19 protein-coding genes are annotated in these 20,835 nt (G+C 36.3%); 10 read left to right on the top strand and 9 right to left on the bottom strand.

Going from position 1 to position 20,835, the window contains the following annotated elements:
- Nucleotides 1-116 precede the first annotated feature (116 nt).
- The 3 genes from QNJ66_RS03145 to rbsK all read left to right on the top strand — a co-directional run bounded on the left by QNJ66_RS03145 (nt 117) and on the right by rbsK (nt 4,249).
- Nucleotides 117-1,859, top strand: coding sequence for an ABC transporter ATP-binding protein (locus QNJ66_RS03145; RefSeq protein WP_300502955.1), 1,743 nt, complete (start codon nt 117-119; stop codon nt 1,857-1,859).
- A gap of 136 nt (nt 1,860-1,995) precedes the next feature.
- The gene (locus tag QNJ66_RS03140; protein WP_300502953.1) at nt 1,996-3,144 is read left to right on the top strand and encodes a DUF2235 domain-containing protein; all 1,149 of its coding nucleotides are present in this window, start codon (nt 1,996-1,998) and stop codon (nt 3,142-3,144) included.
- 175 nt (nt 3,145-3,319) lie between these two features.
- Nucleotides 3,320-4,249, top strand: coding sequence for a ribokinase (rbsK, locus tag QNJ66_RS03135; RefSeq protein ID WP_300502951.1), 930 nt, complete (start codon nt 3,320-3,322; stop codon nt 4,247-4,249).
- Here rbsK and QNJ66_RS03130 read toward each other — a convergent pair.
- The 3 genes from QNJ66_RS03130 to QNJ66_RS03120 all read right to left on the bottom strand — a co-directional run bounded on the left by QNJ66_RS03130 (nt 4,213) and on the right by QNJ66_RS03120 (nt 9,185).
- The gene (locus QNJ66_RS03130) at nt 4,213-6,162 is read right to left on the bottom strand and encodes a diguanylate cyclase (RefSeq protein WP_300502949.1); all 1,950 of its coding nucleotides are present in this window, start codon (nt 6,160-6,162) and stop codon (nt 4,213-4,215) included. The two genes, rbsK and QNJ66_RS03130, sit on opposite strands and share 37 nt — an antisense overlap.
- 736 nt (nt 6,163-6,898) lie before the next feature.
- Complete coding sequence (locus QNJ66_RS03125; RefSeq protein ID WP_300502947.1) at nt 6,899-7,813, bottom strand: histone deacetylase; 915 nt, start codon at nt 7,811-7,813, stop codon at nt 6,899-6,901.
- Nucleotides 7,814-7,943: 130 nt separating this feature from the next.
- Nucleotides 7,944-9,185, bottom strand: a complete 1,242-nt coding sequence (locus tag QNJ66_RS03120; protein WP_300502945.1) for a transposase — start codon at nt 9,183-9,185, stop codon at nt 7,944-7,946.
- A gap of 318 nt (nt 9,186-9,503) precedes the next feature.
- Here QNJ66_RS03120 and QNJ66_RS03115 point away from each other — a divergent pair, with 318 nt between their 5' ends.
- Both QNJ66_RS03115 and QNJ66_RS03110 read left to right on the top strand, forming a co-directional pair.
- Nucleotides 9,504-10,616, top strand: a complete 1,113-nt coding sequence (locus QNJ66_RS03115) for a hypothetical protein (RefSeq protein ID WP_300502943.1) — start codon at nt 9,504-9,506, stop codon at nt 10,614-10,616.
- Between the two features lie 26 nt (nt 10,617-10,642).
- A complete protein-coding gene (locus QNJ66_RS03110) occupies nt 10,643-10,924 on the top strand; it encodes a hypothetical protein (RefSeq protein WP_300502941.1) in 282 nt (93 codons plus the stop codon).
- Between the two features lie 41 nt (nt 10,925-10,965).
- Here QNJ66_RS03110 and trxA read toward each other — a convergent pair whose 3' ends face one another.
- From trxA to egtD, 4 genes are all read right to left on the bottom strand, one after another.
- A complete protein-coding gene (gene trxA, locus QNJ66_RS03105) occupies nt 10,966-11,283 on the bottom strand; it encodes a thioredoxin (RefSeq protein WP_300502939.1) in 318 nt (105 codons plus the stop codon).
- A gap of 325 nt (nt 11,284-11,608) precedes the next feature.
- A complete protein-coding gene (locus tag QNJ66_RS03100; protein ID WP_300502938.1) occupies nt 11,609-12,820 on the bottom strand; it encodes a GTPase in 1,212 nt (403 codons plus the stop codon).
- A 398-nt stretch (nt 12,821-13,218) separates the two neighbouring features.
- Entirely contained in the window at nt 13,219-14,562 is a 1,344-nt protein-coding gene (gene ovoA / locus QNJ66_RS03095) for a 5-histidylcysteine sulfoxide synthase (RefSeq protein ID WP_300502936.1), read from the bottom strand.
- A gap of 214 nt (nt 14,563-14,776) precedes the next feature.
- The gene (gene egtD / locus QNJ66_RS03090) at nt 14,777-15,784 is read right to left on the bottom strand and encodes an L-histidine N(alpha)-methyltransferase (RefSeq protein WP_300502934.1); all 1,008 of its coding nucleotides are present in this window, start codon (nt 15,782-15,784) and stop codon (nt 14,777-14,779) included.
- 12 nt (nt 15,785-15,796) lie between these two features.
- On the opposite strand from egtD, the gene QNJ66_RS03085 reads away from it, so the two are divergent.
- The 4 genes from QNJ66_RS03085 to QNJ66_RS03070 all read left to right on the top strand — a co-directional run bounded on the left by QNJ66_RS03085 (nt 15,797) and on the right by QNJ66_RS03070 (nt 18,552).
- On the top strand, nt 15,797-15,958 hold the full coding sequence (locus QNJ66_RS03085; protein ID WP_300502932.1) for a hypothetical protein: 162 nt from the start codon (nt 15,797-15,799) through the stop codon (nt 15,956-15,958).
- A gap of 161 nt (nt 15,959-16,119) precedes the next feature.
- Nucleotides 16,120-16,680, top strand: a complete 561-nt coding sequence (locus QNJ66_RS03080; RefSeq protein WP_300502930.1) for a hypothetical protein — start codon at nt 16,120-16,122, stop codon at nt 16,678-16,680.
- Between the two features lie 86 nt (nt 16,681-16,766).
- Complete coding sequence (locus QNJ66_RS03075; RefSeq protein ID WP_300502928.1) at nt 16,767-17,201, top strand: hypothetical protein; 435 nt, start codon at nt 16,767-16,769, stop codon at nt 17,199-17,201.
- 175 nt (nt 17,202-17,376) lie between these two features.
- Nucleotides 17,377-18,552: a DUF2235 domain-containing protein gene (locus tag QNJ66_RS03070; RefSeq protein ID WP_300502926.1), complete on the top strand. Its 1,176-nt coding sequence runs from the start codon at nt 17,377-17,379 to the stop codon at nt 18,550-18,552.
- Nucleotides 18,553-19,191: 639 nt separating this feature from the next.
- On the opposite strand, the gene QNJ66_RS03065 is transcribed toward QNJ66_RS03070, so the two are convergent.
- A complete protein-coding gene (locus QNJ66_RS03065) occupies nt 19,192-19,506 on the bottom strand; it encodes a DUF3593 domain-containing protein (protein ID WP_300502924.1) in 315 nt (104 codons plus the stop codon).
- 315 nt (nt 19,507-19,821) lie between these two features.
- Between QNJ66_RS03065 and QNJ66_RS03060 the strand changes: the two genes are divergently transcribed.
- Nucleotides 19,822-20,223: a fasciclin domain-containing protein gene (locus tag QNJ66_RS03060; RefSeq protein WP_300502922.1), complete on the top strand. Its 402-nt coding sequence runs from the start codon at nt 19,822-19,824 to the stop codon at nt 20,221-20,223.
- An 84-nt stretch (nt 20,224-20,307) separates the two neighbouring features.
- Here the strand turns inward: QNJ66_RS03060 and ndk are convergent, their stop codons facing one another.
- A complete protein-coding gene (ndk, locus tag QNJ66_RS03055; RefSeq protein WP_300502920.1) occupies nt 20,308-20,757 on the bottom strand; it encodes a nucleoside-diphosphate kinase in 450 nt (149 codons plus the stop codon).
- Nucleotides 20,758-20,835: the final 78 nt, after the last annotated feature.

The raw sequence follows: 20,835 nt of genomic DNA, 5'->3' as shown, positions 1-20,835 counted from the left end.
AATAGTATTATGTCCTTATTATTTATATTAATTTTTCCCAAATTTTTCAATTTTTCCATCAAATAGACGTTTTTATGTTACAATACGAAGTTAATTTTGCTAAATTCATAATTATAATGAAAAAAAGATCAAATTGGTGGCGATTATTACCTTATTTATTAACAGAATGGCCGTCATTATTAAAAGGGTTTTTATGTATTTTAGGCTTTGTTTTAGTGACATTAGCTTTACCTTATTTAGCAGGACAAGTTTCTTTAAATATTGGACAAGGTAATCTAGAAAAAGTTGCTTATTGGTTGGGTTTAGGAACTTTAGCTTTTTTAGTTCGGGGGATTTTTCAATACGGGCAAAATATCTTTATGATCGATGCTTCTTTGGAAATGGTGTTAAGTGTTCGTAACAAAGTTTATGCTCATTTACACAAACTGGGACTCGATTATTTTGAAGTTGCCAAGACAGGGGACTTAACCTACCGTTTAACAGCAGATATTGACAAAGTTGGCGAAATTGTAGACAAATTATCCCATCAATTTGTATCTAATGTACTGCAATTAATTGTCATTCCTGCTTATATGTTATATCTAAACTGGCAACTAACTATTGCTAGTCTAATTTTAGCCCCTCTTATGGCTACTTTGGTGAGTATGTTTGGCGAAAAAGTATTAATATTATCTCGTCGTAGTCAAAATCAAATTTCTAATCTTTCTGCCCTGTTAACAGAGGTTTTTAGTGGTGTTCGTGTGGTTAAAGCTTTTGCTGCACAAGATTATGAAGTAAAAAGATTTGCACAAGAAGCTAAACAAAATCGTCGGGCAAGATATAGGGCAGAGAAATTAAAAGCCACCCAATATCCTGTAGTGGGATTCTTACAAGCAGTTAGTATTATGTCCCTCTTTTTTATTGGAGGATGGCAAATTTCTCAGGGTAATTTAGCATCAGAAGAATTTGTTAGTTATTTAGCTGCGGTTGCTATTTTGTTACATCCTATCGATTTAATGACAAGTAATTATAATGAATTCAAACAAGCAGAAGCATCGGTTGATCGCATTTTTGAACTGATGGATGAAAAACCCACAGTTAAGGAAACAGAAAATAGTTTAAAACTGCCACAAGTTACAGGAAAAGTAGAATTTTCTGACGTTAGTTTTGCTTATAAATTAGATAAACCAGTTCTCAGAAAATTGAGTTTATTAGCAGAACCGGGACAAATTATTGCCTTGGTAGGTTCCTCTGGTGCAGGGAAAACAACATTAGTTAATTTACTGCCTCGTTTCTACGATCCCCAAGATGGAGAAATTTTAATCGATGGAATTGATATTAAAGAGGTTAGTTTAAAAAGTTTACGCCGACAAATTGGGATTGTTCCCCAAGAAACCACTTTATTCTCAGGAACTATTGCTCAAAATATTGCCTATGGCCAAGAAGAATTAGATTATGAAGCAATCGAAAATGCTGCAAAAATTGCCAACGCACACTCATTTATCAGTCAATTTTCTCAAGGGTATCAAACTTGGTTAGGAGAAAGGGGTGTTAATCTCTCAGGGGGACAAAAACAAAGAATTGCGATCGCTAGAGCCGTATTATTAAATCCTCGTATTATGATCTTAGATGAAGCAACATCGGCCCTTGATTCTGAATCAGAAGCGTTGGTACAAGAAGCATTAGAAAGGGTAATGAAGAATCGTACCGTTTTCGTCATTGCTCACCGTTTAAGTACCGTCCGCAGTGCTGATTGTATTTTGGTCTTAGAAAAGGGTCAAGTGGTGGAGTCAGGCAACCATGATGAGTTATTAGGAAAACAAGGCCGTTATGCCAAGTTTTATCAACAACAATATGCTAAAGGAACAGAAGAATTTTAGGATAATTTCTAGATATTAATGTTTAGTTTTGTCTATGATTGTATAGTTTATTATCTTTTAGGAAAAAACTCAATTTGCTTAACTCGAAATTAGGTTAAAATTGGGACAGATAATTCTTGAAATAATATTAACAATAATGACTAATCAAAACGGAAAAAATATTGTTATCTGTCTGGATGGAACAGGAATCCAATTTAGAGAAAACAACTCCAATATTGTCAGATTATATAGTCTGCTTGAGAAAGATTCAGAGTCTCAGTTAGCTTATTATGATCCTGGCGTGGGAACGTTGGGTGATCCCAATTTCAAAACCCCCATTGGGAAAAATATAACTCGCTTTTTGGGATTGGCTTTTGGTAGGGGTATTATTCAGAACATTGAGGAAGCTTATTCTTACCTCATGGAACACTATAACAATGGCGATCACATATTTATCTTTGGATTTAGTCGTGGAGCTTATACAGCGAGAGCCTTAGCCGGTTTTGTTCATAGTTTTGGTTTGTTAGACTCTGGCTGTCAAAACTTGATTCCTTATGCAATGAAATTGTATCGCTCTGAGCCTAACGACCAGAAGAAGAAGGATCTTATGAAGAGATTTAAGCAAACATACAGTAGAGAATGTAGAATTCATTTTTTAGGACTTTGGGATTGTGTTAAAAGCTTTGGATGGATCTATAATCCTATTTTTCTGCCTCATACTACTGACAACGAAAGTGTTGATATTGTTCGTCATGCTATATCTATTGATGAAAGACGTAATTTTTTCCAACCAATGCTTTCGGGAAATCGACAATCTTCGAGTCAAGATATAAAACAAGTGTGGTTTGCTGGAGTTCATGGTGATGTAGGAGGAGGATTTGATGAAAATGAATCAGGACTGGCTAAAATTGCCCTTGAATGGATGATCGAAGAAGCTTTGACCTGTCAACACGACCTTAGAATTAATGAAGATCAATACAGAATATTTAGGGAAAATATCAATAAAGATATACCTACTGCTAAGCTTCATAATTCATTAATTGGGACATGGTGGCTAATTCAATATTTACCAAGAATTATTTGGGATCTTAACGATGAGGAGGAGAAAAAAGTCTTGAAGTTTCCCCAAAAATGTCGTACAGTTCCCTCGGGATCTACTTTACATTCATCAGTCTGGGAAAAATTAATTGCTGGTAACTATCAACCGAAAAGTTTGGAATTGAGTAGTTATGATCCTAATCTTATCGAAAAGGCAATTTCCGAACGTAATTACTCCTTTGAGCCTCCTTTATCAACAGATGATTGATATAAAACCCGTCGCTAACAACGGGGTCTAATTCTGTGAAAAACCTCTTCTTTCAAGGAGAAAAAAGATACATTACCTTTTTTCAATTCTCTTTCCTTTTAGGAAGAGGTAATTATATAAATAAGACTCTACCGTTAACAGCACAGTTTAAATTAAGACTTACCACCGAGTATTTATGAGTATTGTTATTTTTGGCAGCATTAACATGGATATGATCACCCAAACGCCCCATCTCCCTAAACCTGGAGAAACGGTTATTGGCGATCACTTTATTACCTTACCTGGGGGAAAAGGAGCAAATCAAGCGGTTGCAACGGCAAAATTAGAGCGTTTAACCTATTTTGTGGGACGGGTTGGGGGTGATAATTTTGGGAGAGAATTATTGAAGCGATTAGAATCATTTAACATTAATACTCAAGGGGTTTTTATTGATCAGAAAACTTCATCAGGAGTAGCGATGATTAATGTAGAAACATCGGGGGAAAATACTATTGTTGTCCTTCCTGGAGCCAATGGCAATATTGATGAATCTGATATCACCCGTCTAGAGAAAATTCTCTCTAAAACTAGCCTGTTATTATTACAATTAGAAATACCTTTAAGAGCAGTGGAAATGGCAGCGAGAGAAGCCAAAAAATTAGGGATAACAGTAATGTTAGATCCTGCACCTGCTCCCGAAAAATTACCCGATCGCTTATACCCTTTAATTGATATTATTACCCCCAATCAAAACGAAGCAGAAAAATTAGTTAGTTTTCCTTTAAATAATGAAGAAGATATCAAAAAAGCAGCTAATATTTTACTCAAAAAAGGTATCAAAATTGTTGTAATTAAATTGGGAGGAAAAGGAGCATTTTACGCCACAGAAACTGAGCAAGCTTTTGTCCCATCTATCAAGGTTAAAAGCGTCGATACAGTTGGTGCTGGAGATGGGTTTAATGGGGGAATAGCTGCTGCTTTAGATCGAGGTTTACCCCTAAAAGAAGCCCTCAAATGGGGAACAATAACTGGAGCTTTAACTACCACAAAAGAAGGCGCACAAACTGCTTTACCTGACTTAGATACGGTTCAATCTTTGCTGTTATCTGATAACTCTTCAGTGTAAATAACAGTGCGATCGCGTCCTTGTTTTTTAGCTTCAAAAAGGGCAAGATCAGCATAATGAATTGCATCTTCTCCAGTTAACCCATGTCGAGGAAAATTAGCAACACCAATGGATACCGTAACAGAGTCTAAATGATGTTGTTGAAAACGAAAATGAAGACGTTTTATCTTTTTTCTCAAAACTTCGGCCCGTTTATGAGTATTCTCTAAATTAGCATGGGGAAAAATCAAAATAAACTCTTCTCCCCCATAACGACAAGCAATATCTGATTCTCGAATATTATTACTTAAAAATTCTCCCATATCTCTTAAAACCACATCCCCGAAACCATGATTATAGTTATAGCAGTCGCCAAAGCTATTAGGACATTTTTCTGTTCCCTGTTCCCTGTTCCCTGTTCCCTTAAAATATAATTTATGTGTCCTAACTAGCCTGTCTATTGCTATATCATTAATTTTTTTGAAATGATCAATATCTATCAAAATAATACCAATATTGCTCTTATGTCGTTGCGCTTTACTAATTTCTTTGTCCAGAAATTCATAAAGATGACGACGGTTATATAATCCTGTCAAAGAATCTCTGATACTTTGATTTTTTAAGTCTTGTCGTAATTTTAAATTAGCCAAAGATAAGGTCAGATAATCACTCACTGTTTTGGCTAAATTTTCTGTTTGTGGAGTTAATTTAGTTTGGTCGGTAGCACTTATATGAAGAATGCCTAAAGTTTTTCCTTGGGCAACAATGGGATAACATAAAGTTGCTCGAGTCATTAAATTTGTTTCCACATGAGGACAAAATAATTGACTATGATTAATATCATTATAATGGGCTTTTCCTTGTCTTAATGCCCAACATTCAGAGAATCTAAATTCTTTTTTACTGTTAAGAAAATCTCCCGAAGATGATACTAACGTTGCAAAAGTTTGCTGCTCATTAAGTTGGTAAATTCCCAAGGAACAATCACTAAATAAGGGTTGAATTAAATCGGCTAAAATTTTGTACGCTTCTTCTATACTGTTACAAGATTGTAGAAATTGACTAACTCGACTTAGTAGGGTTCGTTCCTGATTTTGTTTGGCTAATTGTCCGACAATTTGTTTTAATTTATGATTGGCTTTTTTCAGTTTAATTTCTGTTTGTTTTCTTTCTTGAATTTCCTCTACGATTCCTAGTAAGTAATCAGGACTACCATCTTTTTTATTAATAATAGAAACTGTTATATTTATCCAAATAATTAAGCCATCTCCCCTCAGTAACCTTTGTTCTAATCTAAGAGTTTGTGTCTCGTGATTTAACAGTCTTTGTATTTGCCTTTGATACTTGGGGAAATCTTCATAAAAAATAATTTCCTCTATAGTTTTTTGTTTTATTTCTTCTGAAAAATACCCTGTAATTTGAGAAAATTTTTGATTAAGTCGTACAAATTGTCCGACTAAATTAATATGATAAATACCCACTGCTGCTTGTTCAAAAGTTCCTCGAAACTTTTGTTCACTTTTTTCTAATTCTCGACGTAGTTTAACTCTGCCAACCGCTAAATATAATGATTTTTGTAAGCTTTCTTGGGTTAAATTTTCTTTGATTAGGTAATCTTGTGCGCCATTTTTTATAGCTTCCATTGCCACAGATTCATTACCAAATTCTGTTAATATTATTACAGCAAAGTTACTATAAAAAAAATGATTTTGTAGTTTCTGAAGAAATTCAATACCATTCATATCTGATAAATGGAAATCTAAGATAACCCCATCTACTTTAACTGTCGTCAGTGTTTCTAATGCTTTTTTTCCCGATGATGCTTCAAAGATTTGATAATTTTGCTCATTGTGTCTGCTTAGATAGTGTATAAGAGTCAATCTATCTTGTCGATCATCATCTATAATTAATACGCTAATAGGTTGAGAAAACATACATCATATAGTGGAATTACAAGTAAGCACAAATAAATTTAATTAATCTTACCCAACTATATGAGATAACTTATCATTTTATAAAAGTACACAAATTAGTTAGGAAATTTTCTGTGTTTTTAATTATCATGGCAAGAAAAAAAGAAAATTCTTTAACTTTCTAAACTACGGTTAGTAGTACCTTAGCTATCCATGCCTATGAGTTTAAGAAAATTATTTTGCATAACGTTTATACCAAAAATTAAGCTCTTTGGTATCGTTTAATATACTTAAATTTAGGATATATATTTTTTTATTTTCAGGGTTTTTTCGTAAATAAATCCTCAGAAATCAAAAGTTTACCTATTCCTAAAGTCAAGGAATTGTAGATTGTAGGAGGATTCAAAAAGCGTATAATCTGGGAGCATCCCAAAGTTGCAAATTGTCCTTGATTGATAATAGTTGATCTGATTAATTTCCCCCCGTCTCCCAATCGCCCCCTCTCCCCGTCAAACTCCAAGAATAAGTTTTTGGCAAAAATGGGATGCTCCCTATAATCTCGCCTTTGCACTGCAAGATTATACGCACCAACCAATGATTATTTTATATTTTATTGTTTTTCTTCTTAATAAATGAAGCAGTTTTTAATTGAGTGAATCTGGGGAATTTTGATATTTTAAGGTTTAATCTATGTAAATGAAAACTGCTGTAGGGGTCAACGGCCGTTGACCCCTACAATAATTAATGAAAATTAGTATCAAAAACAAGCTTGAATTGTTGCAACAACAGAGTCAGCCAAAGCTGATAAATCATAACCTCCTTCTAAGCCAAATAAAACAGAAGAGGTTATGGTTAATAATTGTTGAGTAAAAACACCGTAATTATCAGGTTGAAGGTTAATAGAAGCTAAGGGGTCCGCTTGATTAGCATCATAACCAGCACTAACAATTAATAAATCCTCTTTAAATGCTTCTAAAAAAGGTATAACCTTCTCAGAAAAGGCTAATTGATAAGCTTTTAAGTCACTTCCTGGTGCCATAGGGATATTTAACACATTGTCATACTGTCCCATTTCATTAGCGCGTCCGGTTCCAGGATAAGCAGGAAACTGATGCAAAGAACAATAGGCAATACTCGGGTTATTTTCAACGATCGCCTGGGTTCCGTTGCCATGATGCACATCCCAGTCCAAAATAGCCACTCGTTGCACTCCCTGAGATTGTAGAGCATAATTAGCAGCGATCGCAGCATTGGAAAATAAACAAAACCCCATGCCGGTTTTTTGGACCGCGTGATGGCCAGGGGGACGAGACAAAACAAAAGCCGGTTTCTGGGTTTGAGTGACAGTATCAACCCCATCTAACCAAGCATTCACCGCTAATAAAGCAACCTGATAACTTTGGGGAGACACAACGGTATCTCCATCTAACAATCCCCCTCCGTTAGAGGAGATCGCTTCAACTCGTTGGATATACTCGTTGTTATGATGATTTCTGATGTAAGGTAGGGGGTCTCGTTTAGCTAAAGTTGTGGGTGGTTGCCATTTTAAGCGATCGCTCCAAGAAACGGTTTTCAAAGCATTAACAATGGCTTCTAATCTTTGAGGAGATTCGGGGTGAAAGCTTCCTGTATCGTGGTTGAGAAATATATCAGAATAAATGAGAGGGAACATATAGCACTTTCGAGTTGGGTGTATCAATATTTGGTTTGGGGGAGTGTGGAAAATGTGGAAAGGCAAGAATACAAGTCGTTTATTATTTGTTGACATACTCCCGTCGACGGAGTCGAGGGATTCTAACACCTCACGATGCTAGTTTTCTGCTTCGTCCTGTGCCAACTAGAGTATTGTGAACAATACTCCCCGTCGCTTCCAGTCCACAGACATTTTTAACTACGCTATGCCCTAGCGCAAAGATTCCACGATTCCTTATCTCTTGAGAAGCTGCTACATCTCTTGTAGTTGTATATCCACACTCATTACAGTAATGAACCCTGATATCTAGAGTTTTCTTTCCTGTGTGTGCGCCACAGTTAGGACAGGTCTGGGATGTGCCGTCTTTATTTACCTTGGCAAAGTAGACATCTCTCCGAAAACATACCCACTCCAAAATATTGACAAACTGGCCAAAGCCAGCATCAGCACTATGTTTTGATAGTATTCCTCTTTGCCAACTGACAAAGTTTATATCTTCTACAAATATCATTCCAGTACCATCACAAAGATGATGAGCTAACTTAAAATGCCAGTCTTTGCGAGTATCGGAAATACGCTGATGTAGCCTAGCTATTTTCTGGTTTAACTTGTGTCGATTATTTGACCCTTTCTGTTTGTTCTTCAACCTACGTTGCAGTAATTCAACCTTGCTCTGTAAAGTCGTAAGAAATCTAGGCCGTTTAATCTCCTCACCGTCGGAAGTAGCCACAAACTTGTCAAATCCTAAGTCTAACCCTCTAGGATGACCATGAGGCATAGGACTAGGGACATCAACATCTAACTGTAGTGACAGAGCTACAAAGTAACCAGATGCTTTTCTAACAACCCTGGCTTGCTTCACTTGAAACCCTTCCCGAATTGGTCGAGATAGTCTCCACTTAACCCATCCTAGTTTGGGAAGTTTCAGAGCATCATTTCTAATGGGGTCTTTCCCCAACTGTGGAAAGACAAACGAACGCAGACGATACTTGTTTTTAAAGCGAGGGAAACCAAAGCCCCTGGCTCTCATGTCATCCCAAGCCCTGTCCAAAGTTCTTAAAGTTTGCTGAAGAACTTGAGAATGGACTGTCTTTAACTGAGGATATTGCTTTTTAGCATCGGTTAGTTCCTTGGCTTGCCTATGGTAATTTGGGAAAGGCTCATCAGCAGAAATGATATATTCACAATTGAGGGAGCAAGCATTGACAGGGGACTTACGAGAGGCGCACCAATCTTTGCGCTGCCTTAGCGCAAAATTCCAGACAGAACGACACACATCAAGAGTTTGCTCAATGATGGCAATCTGTTCAGGAGTCGGTTGCAGTTTGTACTCGTAGGTCATGGTTAGCATGGTTCTATTTTAGCTTACATAATTGTTTTTTGTGTGTAAAACTTTCTATGGCAAGCTACAGCAGTTTGCGAGTCATTAAAGTACAACTAAAGCTTAATTGTACTCTCTAAGACCTTAACTTCTTGTATTGTATAAAGTCGCAAACTGCTGTAAAAGCGGAGCGAACTGTTCGGAGGTTCCCTCCGAACCAGCACGCGCACCAAGTATAGGTTTATGTATTGGTCAGATTTTCATCCCGTCGGTAAAACCTAGGGTCTTCAATCCGACATTTTGAGATAAGCAGGTTAACATTGTAGAGTAATCAATTGCCTGATAATCATGGTCAAAAAAGTCCCATCAATGTTACTGCTGAGCTACATGGCTCTAACCTTGGGAGGATGTGGTCTTTTTCAGGGATCACAAGACTCTTCAGAAGATCCTCCCGTGGCACAGCCCCCCCAACCCCCTGAAGAAAAACCCGAGGAAGTCTTTGACGAAACACCTACTCCTAGCGCGTCTCAACCTCCAGCTGCTGGAGGTTTAATCCCCTCAACACCTCCTAGTGACAGGAGAAGGGAAATTAAACCAGGAAGAAATAACCCCTTTGCTGTTATCCCTGTTAAACCTGTTATTCGGGAAAAAACCGCCGAAAATAACGTTGGTGATCCCGAAAGACTTTGTATGCTAGAAGAGGTAAAAATACCGCCAACTACCGTCGCTCAAGCCCCAGATACAAACACGCCTGTTTCTGATATGGGACTGCCTCCCTTACTTGATCCCATTTTACCCGTTCCCAACGAAGCGAGAGGTGTTGTGGTGTCAGGGGTCATGCAACTCCAAGGAACCCCAGTGGCTATTGTCAAAGCCCCTAATGAAAATGTTGCTCGTCAAGTTACTGTGGGTGCGAGTCTTTCCAATGGACAGATAATAGTTAAAGCAATTAATGTGGCCGGTGACAAGCCTTCGATTGTACTGGAACAATACGGTTTAGAGGTTACTCGTGGAGTGGGAGAGCCAGCAGAGGAACCCGTAGAACCGCCTACTCCTGTAGCACCCAATACAGATGGAACACCTCAACCAACAGCAGGTAAACCTCAAATTCCTGCACCGGCTGGTCCCAATGGCTTTGGAATTGTTAAAAACTTGATTTTAGAACAAGTTGAGTTAACGGGTGAAGACACACCTAATCCATTAATTAACGGTATCTTATGTAATAATGGTAGGAAAACAGTAAAAGTTTCCACTATAATCTTACAAATTGTGGAAAAAGAAACCAACAAAGTCATTAACAGTATGACGGTTGAACTAGCTGCAACGTATACCTTAGAACCTGGTGTTAAAGCTGAATTTGATGGTCGTGTAGGAGCAAATGATCAAAGTCAGAAGTCAGAACTGGGTCTTCGAGGTCGTAACAAAGAAGACGTAACAATCACCTTAACTGATTGGTCTTAAAAAAATTTTTAAAGTATGTAAAAACAGTGACACACACACAAGAAAAAATCACTTATCCTTGTTTACCCTTGGCAATTTATCGGGAATTGGCTGCCCATTTATCTCAAATTGAAGGAGTTACCACTGAGTTGATTTCTCAACAGTCTCAACAGTTTGATTATGAGCAAAGTCAAATTGATCATTTAAAAATAGCTTATCCTCCCACACTTTCTGCCTTAGAAAAACAGCGACTTGAGGAAATCCTCAATTATTATGCTCAAATTCACAACTCCTATACTAGAGAAGTTAAAGAATATTGTGTATCATAATTAAGTTCTTTTGTCAACTCCTCACGCTTTTTGTTTTTTGCTTAAACCAAAAGATTAAGATGTTGTATCAATTGAGAAGCTTGCATAACACCTTCAAACTTCTCTACTGGTTGTCCTTCTTTAAATAACATCAAAGTTGGTAAAGATTGAATACCATATTTAGAGGCAATGCCTGGATACTTATCTGTGTCAATTTTAATAACTTGTAAGCGATTTCTCATTTGGGTTCCCACTTGTTCTAGGATGGGAGACATCATTTGACAAGGACCGCACCAAGTTGCATAAAAATCAATAAGAATGGGAACATTTGAGCTAGAGAACATTTCCTCAAAAGTAGAAAATTGTTTTTTAAGTGCCATAGTTGTTGAGAACGGGTTATTTATAGATTAGTTGTTCATAGTATAGCCTATTCTGCATTAGAATTTCTTATCAATTAAGGCTAAAAAATGGCCTTTTAATTAGTATTAATGAAATTTAGTTTAGATGAAATTTAGTTTAGTATCCCACATTCCGCACATCTTTCGTCTCTGTGCGATAGCGCGTCCTACGTAGTGACCTGAGTTCGGAGTTCGCAGTAGAAGTTTTTTCTATGAGATAATCAGGGTTTAAGACTCTTGATTTTGACCAGTTGTCTATAAATTTCCTTATATTGAACTCAGGTTAATGAGGGACTTCTGACTTCATTCAACTGCGCGGTTTTTTAAAGCGATTTTGTGCCTGTTTAAAAGCCTCTTGCATCACCGTTTGAATTTGAGCAGGATTGGGTTTTTTTCCCCCCATTAAATCCCCAAAATAAACACAGGCCCCTTCCCCCAAAGCCCAAGTATAAGCCCCTGCCCAAGAAGCAGCAATAATACTGCCCAAACCAGGAATAAACTTAATTAATTCTCTTCCAATAGACTGGGCTAAAAACCCTCCGGCGATGGCACTGACGATGCCACCGGCTTGGGATGGGGTCAAAATTTGCCCGTAGAGTTTGCCTAATAATGTTATCTGAGACACTTGTAAGGTGGTTAATACCGGCATAGTAGCAAAAGGTAAGGGAACGGCTGCTAAGGTAGCTGCTGCGACGGAAAAGGCCCAAATATAACGGCGAGCAACATCCCGATAAAGATTACCGATTTTTTGGCTAGTTTCTCCTTCGAGAAGTTGATAAATGGCTACAGATTCTGCTTCGGGTAACTGTTGCGCTATAGTATCTCTGAGGGTTTCTAAGCCATAAAAAACGGGAGTGTAGCCGTCTTCTTCTAGGGTAAAATCAATGAGAATGGCATCATCATAAAGTCCCTGAAAGTCGTCTTTGAGATGGTTAAACGCCCGATTAATGTCTTCAAAATTGGGAGGATAAGCGGGATGATTTTCGGTTTGGGAGGGATAAATTTCATGAAGAGAAGTAATCACCAAAAGATAGGGAATTTTTGGTGATAGTTGACGCAATTTTTTGGCTACTGTAGCTAGGGTTTCTGTGGCAAAGTCATTAATTTTAACGGTTAAAATAACAACTCTAGCCTGGTGATTGGATTCTTGTAATTTATCGGTTAATTCTTGAATAATAGAATCGGTATTTTGCTGTACGTCACCCAACCCAACTGTATCGGTAAAAATGAGTAAAGGTAAGTCGTCGTTGGGATAGGCATATTGGTTAGTATGTTTAGTATGGGGACGAAATCCTTGACCAACAATTTCGGCTGAAACCCCGGTTAATCCTCTAACAATTGAACTTTTTCCTGATTGGGTTTTACCAATTAAAATGGCTTCAGTAGTTGGTAATTTTTCCCTGACAGTTTCTAAAATTTCTGCCATTTGTGCATCACTAACTTGAAACAATTGGGGTATTTTTTTTAGTGGCAATTTATTTGTGAAAAAATTTTTAGTTGACTGGAAAAATTGATTCATGGCTGTAATATCAAGGCAATAATCAGAATTTAGAATTAAAGAATCTTTCTTTATAAATTATTTTACTTTAAGAAGAGGTAAAGATGAGTGACTTTTTACGTCTAATTTTTGGTAAGCATTCAGCTATCAGCTATCAGCCATAAGATTAAAAATAACGCATAAAAAGGGAGATTTGAGCTTGAGAAACTTTAGAGAATTAAACTAATGCTTTACCGCTTTCATCTTTTAGCTGAATAGTTACAATTTTTGCAATTTTTGACTTGTGAAAGTTCCCTAAAATTGAAGATTTAAAACAAGGAATATTTTTCTTGTAACCCCCTTGAAAGGAGAAGATTTAAACCTTTTTTTGGTAACTGTTCGCTGTTCACTGTTCACTGTTCACTGTTCACTGTTCACTGTTAATTCTTAACAATCCTAAAACCTGCGTGTTGATAAAAGTTAGGACGGAACCAATTACGATAATATTTTAAGGTTTCTGTTCCTTGAGTTACCCAAGCCCCCCCTAACATCATTTTATGGTTATTATCGAAAAAAGGTGCAGAATTATCTTCATAAAGAATATGAGGTTCAAACCCTGGTAGTGGTTTAAAATCTTCCTCTAACCATTCCCAAACATTGCCCCTTAAGTCCCATAACCCTGAGTGGCTTTGGGCTGTTTTTAATAACCCCACTGGACTTGGTGAACCGAACTTCAAGTTAAGATTATAATCTTTTACCTCTTCCATGTCCACTTGATAGTTATTATTCGTTCCATAAGTAGCTAAATTCCATTCTGCTTCACTCATCAATCTTGTTTCTTTTCCTTGCCAACGACAATAGGCCATAGCTTCGTAATAATTAACTTCTACAGGCCAATCTAAGGGTAAAGGTATTTCATCAAACATAGCACGATAGTAATATTCTCCATTATCTAATCGCCAAAATTTAGGATTTTTTATCTTATTTTGTTCTTTCCATTGCCAAGATTTTTTATTCCAATAAGCTTGATTTTCGTAACCTTTACTATTGACAAATTTCTGAAATTCTGCATTGGTAATTAAATATTTACTGGCAAAAAATGGCTCAACTTTAACCATTAGATCGCCATATTCACAGTCCCATCCATACAAAGGATTATCTTTAGCTTTGCCTAGTTTAACATGACCTCCTGCCACTAAAATCATGTCATTATTGTTAGTAACTTGTTGAGAAGGTGCATATTGCCATCCTTGGGGTTTTTCTAGTTTTTCTGTGGTAATTTGTCTAAATAACATGGAAGATGTTTCAAAGTGAATTCTTTGATGCTCCATCCCCATCATTAAGGACCAAAGGGGATGTTTTTGATCAACAGGAAGCTCCAAAGACACATTTTTAATCACTTCTAAAATAACTTCATAAGCTGTACTTCGATATTGCCAAATATCCGCAACTTTTGGCCAATTAATATGAGAAATTGCTTGGTTTAATTCTTCTGCATTTTCTGGATCAACCCCAAATTCAAATAATATTTCATAATCGGAATTAATTCCTATTTCTAATAACTCAACTTGAATTAACTTATTAATATAAAATGCTGCCGAATGACCCAAATAAAAAATTAAGGGATTTCTTAAGGGATCGGGATTAAGATAAAATGTTTCATCATCGATAATACTCTTCATTAGTATGTCTTCCAATTCCCAACTATTTTGAAAGTAATTGATTAGTGAATCGTGAGAAAAGCTATCAAGAAAAAGGGGTAATTGAGATTTAAGAGATGACATGATAATTTCTAGTTACTGTTGATAAAAAATGTACATTTTAAGTAGTCGGACATAAGTAAACAGCACTGTATTAACTTATGTAAATATAGTTTTAGCCTTACTCCTGCCTCCTGCCTCTTCTCAACTGTAAAGTTTATTTTTGTCCAGGCACTTATTTTTTCATGCTGTAACATAAGCAGACAATTTGTTACAGCCTAGAAGGTTGTTTTACTGCTTATTTTACAACTTGGCAAAGGATTAAAGCAAACCATTGATTTTCATCCGTGAATACTTTAAGATTTTTTAATTGTTTAGACTCTAATTTATCCTTAGTTTTCTCCACATCAAACTTACGAGAAATTTCTGTCAATATTTTTTCTCCTTTTTGTAATTTTACCTTTAATTCAAGTTTTTTTAGACTTATTTCTTGTTCTTTTTCAGACAATAAATACATTTCAATTTGCTTTTTATCTTGGTTATAAATAGCTTCATGTTTAAAATTATCTATATCAAAGTTACCCTCAAATTTATTGTTTAAATGAGTCAGCATATTTAAGTTAAAAGCAGCCGTTACTCCTTGACTATCATTATAAGCTGCTTCTAAAGTAGATTTGGGCTTTTGTAAATCTATTCCTAATAAAAAATAATCTCCATTTTCTAAAACCTCTGCAATTTTGTTTAGGAAATTATCATAATCACTCTCACTGAAATTGCCGATTGAACTTCCTAAAAAGAAGAGCATTCTTGCTGGCCAAGCACTGGGTTTTAATTGAGTTAATGCTTGCTCATAAGTTCCAACCAATCCTTTAATTTGTAAGGAATTATAATCTTGTTTTAATTGGATAGCACTTTCTTTAAGAATTCCTGCACTGACATCAATAGGCATATATTTGAATACCTCATTTTCCTGATGATAAGCATCTAATAGTAAGCGAGTCTTGGTAGAACTCCCACTTCCTAATTCCACCAATTCACAAATACCTGTAATTTGAACAATTTCCTCAGCATATTGTCTTAAAATACTAGCCTCTGTTCTAGTAGGATAGTATTCTGGTAGCTCACAAATTTGTTCAAATAATTGAGATCCTTGATCGTCATAAAAATATTTAGCTGGTATAGTTTTAGGACGTTGACTCAACCCTTCTTTTATATCTTGTCCCCAGGATTTTTTTGAGTCCTTTCTTGTTTCAAGGGGTTCTAAATACTCAATTTGAAAATGTTCTGGTTGAGTTGGATTTAACATAGGATAACTCAAATGATTCTCATAAAATTTGGCATTCTTATTTTAAAACAGTTTAGCCTCAAAAAACAAATTATCAAGGGAAAAAATTTTTTAAATGCTTCAGATATTTTCTTCCGTCGCAATACCATAACTTTTGTCAGCATTAAAATTAACTTTGTTCATCTTGAAAAATAAGGAATAATTATGATACTGATTTAGATCAAGGAAAAATTAAGATTAATGTTTTTTAATGAATAATTATCAAAAATAAACACTGCAAAAAACAAATAGGTTTATACTAATAGGTAGGGAGCATAAAAGTTCTTATCAGTCACACCATAAGGTAGGTAAAAGCCATGATGAGCTTTGTAGAATTGCCCAGAGATGTTATTAGTCAAGTATTAGAGAATGCTTTTACTTTTTTTGAGGAATTATCTCCTGAAACCAAAGAAGTTAAAGGCCTAATTAATAATGCGATCGCAGTCATTGATGCTAATCTAAATGCACGCTGTCGTGACGATAGCTGCAATATTTCTCTAACGGATTTTACCCTAGCTTTGAAAGAATATCCCCTAGATTTTGTCTCCCGAGAATTCCTATACTTATTAGTGGGGATTTTATCCTTTGGAACCCCTCAAGAAAAATATGCAAAACACTGTTCCATTCGGGTCATTTTTCTCACCAGTAGTAGTCGAGACTGGTTCAAAGAACAACTGATTTATCGAGGAATTGAAGCCGAAAAAGCCGAAAGAATTGCACAGTGGACAATTCGGGCTGATTGTGTGTATAACGTACAAAGAGAAGAGAATGCACCCCAATGGTTAAAAGACGGTGGCTTTGATGTGTTACAGAGCATTAAAAAGTTCATTTGTCAAGAACTGGATGCTGCTCAAACTTCTATTGTATGTAGTGTCTAAATAAAATTTCTTCTCAGTGAAACTAACCAGACAAATTTGGGAATAATAGGGTAAAGGAGTAAAATTACTGGCAGAGAGGAAGTTTCATGTCTAAAGCACAGACAAAAAAACGTTTAGGAACTATCTTACAAGAGGCCAAACTTATCAGTCACTATCAGCTTGAGACGGCACTCAAAGAACAAAAGAATAATCCTCAACGCCGTCTAGGGGAGATTTTAGCTCAAAAAGGTTGGATTAAACAACAAACCGCCGATTTTTTCGCTGAGGAGTGGGAAAAGGTTATCCAACAAGCTCAACAAGGAACTCCCCAATCTTTAGGCTACTATCTAAGAGAAGCGGGCTTAATCGATGACCATCAACTTAGTGACATTTTAGCAGAACAGGGACAAGGGAGAATGTGGATGAGAATAGGGGCTTTAGCAGTATTCAAAGGTTGGCTCAACCAAACCACCGTTGATTTTTTGCTCCAGCATCTCCACCCTAACAAAGCAGGGGACTCCCCTTTTATTCGGGAAAAATAATACGTTCTGGTAGGGGTCAACGTCCGTTGACCCCTACAATATCATTGTTGATGTCGTTAATTTTTGCTTCTTTCTTGCCTTGATAATTAAAAACTCTTGTAATAATGGAACTAGAACAAATAAATTTGTTTTTTCAACTCTTCTAGAACGATACAGAAGCAGGAGGTTAGTTATTATGAAAAACCGTCTTATTGTCTGTTGTGATGGTACGTGGCAAGATTTATCTAAAGGCTATCCGACCAATGTGGTTAAAATAGCTCAAGCCATAAAACCGATAGATGATGTTGAGAATATTCCTCAAATTGTCTACTATGACGAAGGAATTGGGGCAAAACAAATTAATAACATAGAAAGTAACGCAATAGATACTTGGATGCAAGCAGCAGGAAAAGCAATAGACCTGCCGATTCAATTCTTAGGAGGAGCTTTCGGCTTGGGAATTGACTACAAAATTTTGGATGCTTATCATTTTCTTTGTCTAAATTATCAACCAGAAGACGAAATTTATCTCTTTGGTTTTAGTCGTGGTGCTTACACTGTTCGCTCTTTAGCCGGATTAATTTATAATAGCGGTCTCTTAAAACGAGAAAATATCCGACAAATACCAAAAGCCTATGAGATTTATCGTGATCGGCTCAATGAGCATAAAAAACCGCAAGGGAAAACGGCGAGGGAATTTCGCCAAGAATATGCACATGGCAGTCCAGATAAATATCAAGTTCCCATTAAAGCGTTATGTTGTTGGGATACCGTTGCTTCTTTAGGCATTCCCGATCTGATTAGTTCTCTACCCTTAGATGAAATAATCAATGAAGGACATAGTTTTCATGATCACAAGGTTAATTCTATGGTTGAAAACGCCTTCCATGCGGTTGCCATTGATGAAAATCGCCACGTTTTTGACGTAACCCTGATGGAACCTAGCCAAAACGTAACTCAGGTTTGGTTTCCTGGTACTCATGGTGATGTGGGTGGTGGTTCAAGTGAACGGGGATTATCCGATGGTGCTTTGGATTGGATGATGGAACAAGTTGAAAGGTTAGGATTATCACTAGATCGCGGTCTTGTTACCCATCCCATTAATGGAACAATCGTTAGGGGAGTTAGCCCCAATTATATGGCACCGATGAATGATACATCCTCATTACTCTGGAAGATATTGAGTCCCCTTTCATGGAATATTTTGGGAAACCCAGGTCGTGAGATAACCACGGATAATTTTGCTGATCTGCACGAAAGTGTCAAGAAACGTTGGCAAGATAACCCTAACTATCGACCAGAAAATCTCGAGAAGTTCACAACACAACTCAATTATTCTTCCAAGTCTCAACTTCCAATGCCAGTAAAATAAAGCTGAAAAGTTGATTAAATAGGGACTGTGGGTAGAATTTAGTTTGTAGAGTGGGCAAGAGATTTAATTTTTCGGCTAATCAAGAGATTTTCCAAACTTGCTCACCACTTTTTAATCTTTAGTTTTGATTGTCATCTGTCTTAAAATTGTTAAGATACATGATTTTTTTAGAGTTTTTTGATTAAAACGAGAAAAACACTCGGGAGTCTTGCCGTGTTTCGACCCCAAGTGTTTTTCTACTAACTCACTCACACCACATAGTATCGATTAATTATCGATATAATACAATCGTAGAGTCATAACTTTTGAAATTCAATAGATGGGGGACAGTTTAATAATTGTCACATTGTATGCTCATAACTGTCTCAAGAAAGTTACTATAGAATCTTATCAAGATACAAATGACTTAAATAATTCATAAAAATTCGGGATTGTTTGCGATTGATAGACAATTTGACTTTAGAGATTAAACAAAGAAAAAAAATATTGGATGGTTGATTTAAACAATAACCAACTAAAAGTATTTAGAGATTTAGATCAAGGAAATTATACAACAGAATTAACTCTAACTGAGTGAAATATTACTCCTTTATGTTTGACAAATGTAGTTATCCCTGTTAAAAAAATTATCAGTCTTGGTTAATCATTCGTTTGTGTTTCTTCTTGTTTCTTCTGATATTCTATAATTCCTTGACGGAAACCCAAAGCAACTAAAATATTAGATAAAGTTAAGAAAGATTCTGCGCTACCATGTAACCAATCAACATTAGCTAATTCTGCACCATAGTGAACTCTAGCATAAATTCCAGCAGGAATAGTTACAGCAACAAATACTAATAAAACATAGAAACCAATTAAAGCTAAACGGGGAGTTTCTGGAGAACGAGAGAGAAACCATAAAAAACCCAAATAGGGAAATAAAGAAACAGCAAAAAGATTGTCTTTAGAAAACATTTCAAATTAGCTAATATAGAACACACTTTAGTTTAGCATGTTTAGATTATCTTGAATACTTTTAAAAACTGCGATCGTAGAAATACTAGAAAAATTTGTCTTTTAAATTTTCATTCTGAGAGAACTGCGAATCTCATATATAAGTTTAATTCTGAAGAAACGAAGAATCTTCTATTAATGGTCATTCCAAGTAAACAAGTAATCTCCTTAACCGATTAAATATTATAAAATTGATAAATTAGAAAACAATAATAATTTTAGGTCACTCTTAGTTTATAATCAATAAAAAGGATGATCAAAAGTGAGCTTAAAAAGATGCCTGATATTGTTGATATTGCCGTGAATACAGAAGGTTTTGAAACCTTGGTTACTGCGGTAAAAGCAGCTAATTTAGTAGATGCTTTAAAAGGAGAAGGCCCTTTTACAGTTTTTGCCCCCAATGATGCTGCCTTTGCTAAACTACCTCCTGGAACCATTCAAACATTAGTCCAAAATGTACCGCAACTAGCGCGTATTTTAACATATCATGTGGTTGCAGGTAAACTAATGAAAGCAGATTTAGCTAAAGTTAATTCTGTTATTTCTTTAGAAGGTTCTCCCATTTCTATTGATTGTTCTGACGGTTTTGAAGTTAAAAATGCCACCGTTATTGCTGCCGATGTGGAAGCAGATAATGGAGTCATTCATGTCATTGATAATGTTATTTTAATGGGATAAGACCCCGTCTTTAACAATAGGGTTTAATTCGGCGCAAAAAAGGTGCGTTTTTGACGCACCTAAATAAAAATGTTAGATTAATATTTATTCGTATAACCAGGTGTTAACGGTGGGTTCCCAAGAGACTAACTCTTTTTCGCTAAACCAAAGAGCAATCTCTTTTTGAGCGGTTTCAATCGCATCAGAACCATGAATTAAGTTCCGTCCGACACTAACACCAAAATCACCGCGAATGGTTCCAGGGTCAGCAGATAAGGGGTTAGTTGCACCAATCAATGTCCGTGCAGAGGCCACAACTCCTTCTCCTTCCCATACCATAGCGACAACAGGAGAAGAACAGATAAAATCAACTAAACTGCCAAAGAAAGGACGTTCTTTATGGACATCGTAATGTTCTTCAGCTAATTCTCGGGACACTGACATAAATTTTAGTCCCACTAGGGTAAACCCTTTGGTTTCAAAACGACCGATGACTTCACCCACCAGTCCCCGTTGTACCCCATCGGGTTTAATCATGATAAATGTGCGTTCCACTCGCTAACTCCTTCCGATTGTTCCAATTATATAGTTTACTGGATAATGGGCAATGGATAATTGATAATTGTAATTTTG

This window comes from Crocosphaera sp., assembly GCF_030064895.1.
Classification (GTDB): domain Bacteria; phylum Cyanobacteriota; class Cyanobacteriia; order Cyanobacteriales; family Microcystaceae; genus Crocosphaera.
Note: the sequence above shows the minus strand (reverse complement) of the source record. Positions and strands in the feature narration are given on the sequence as shown.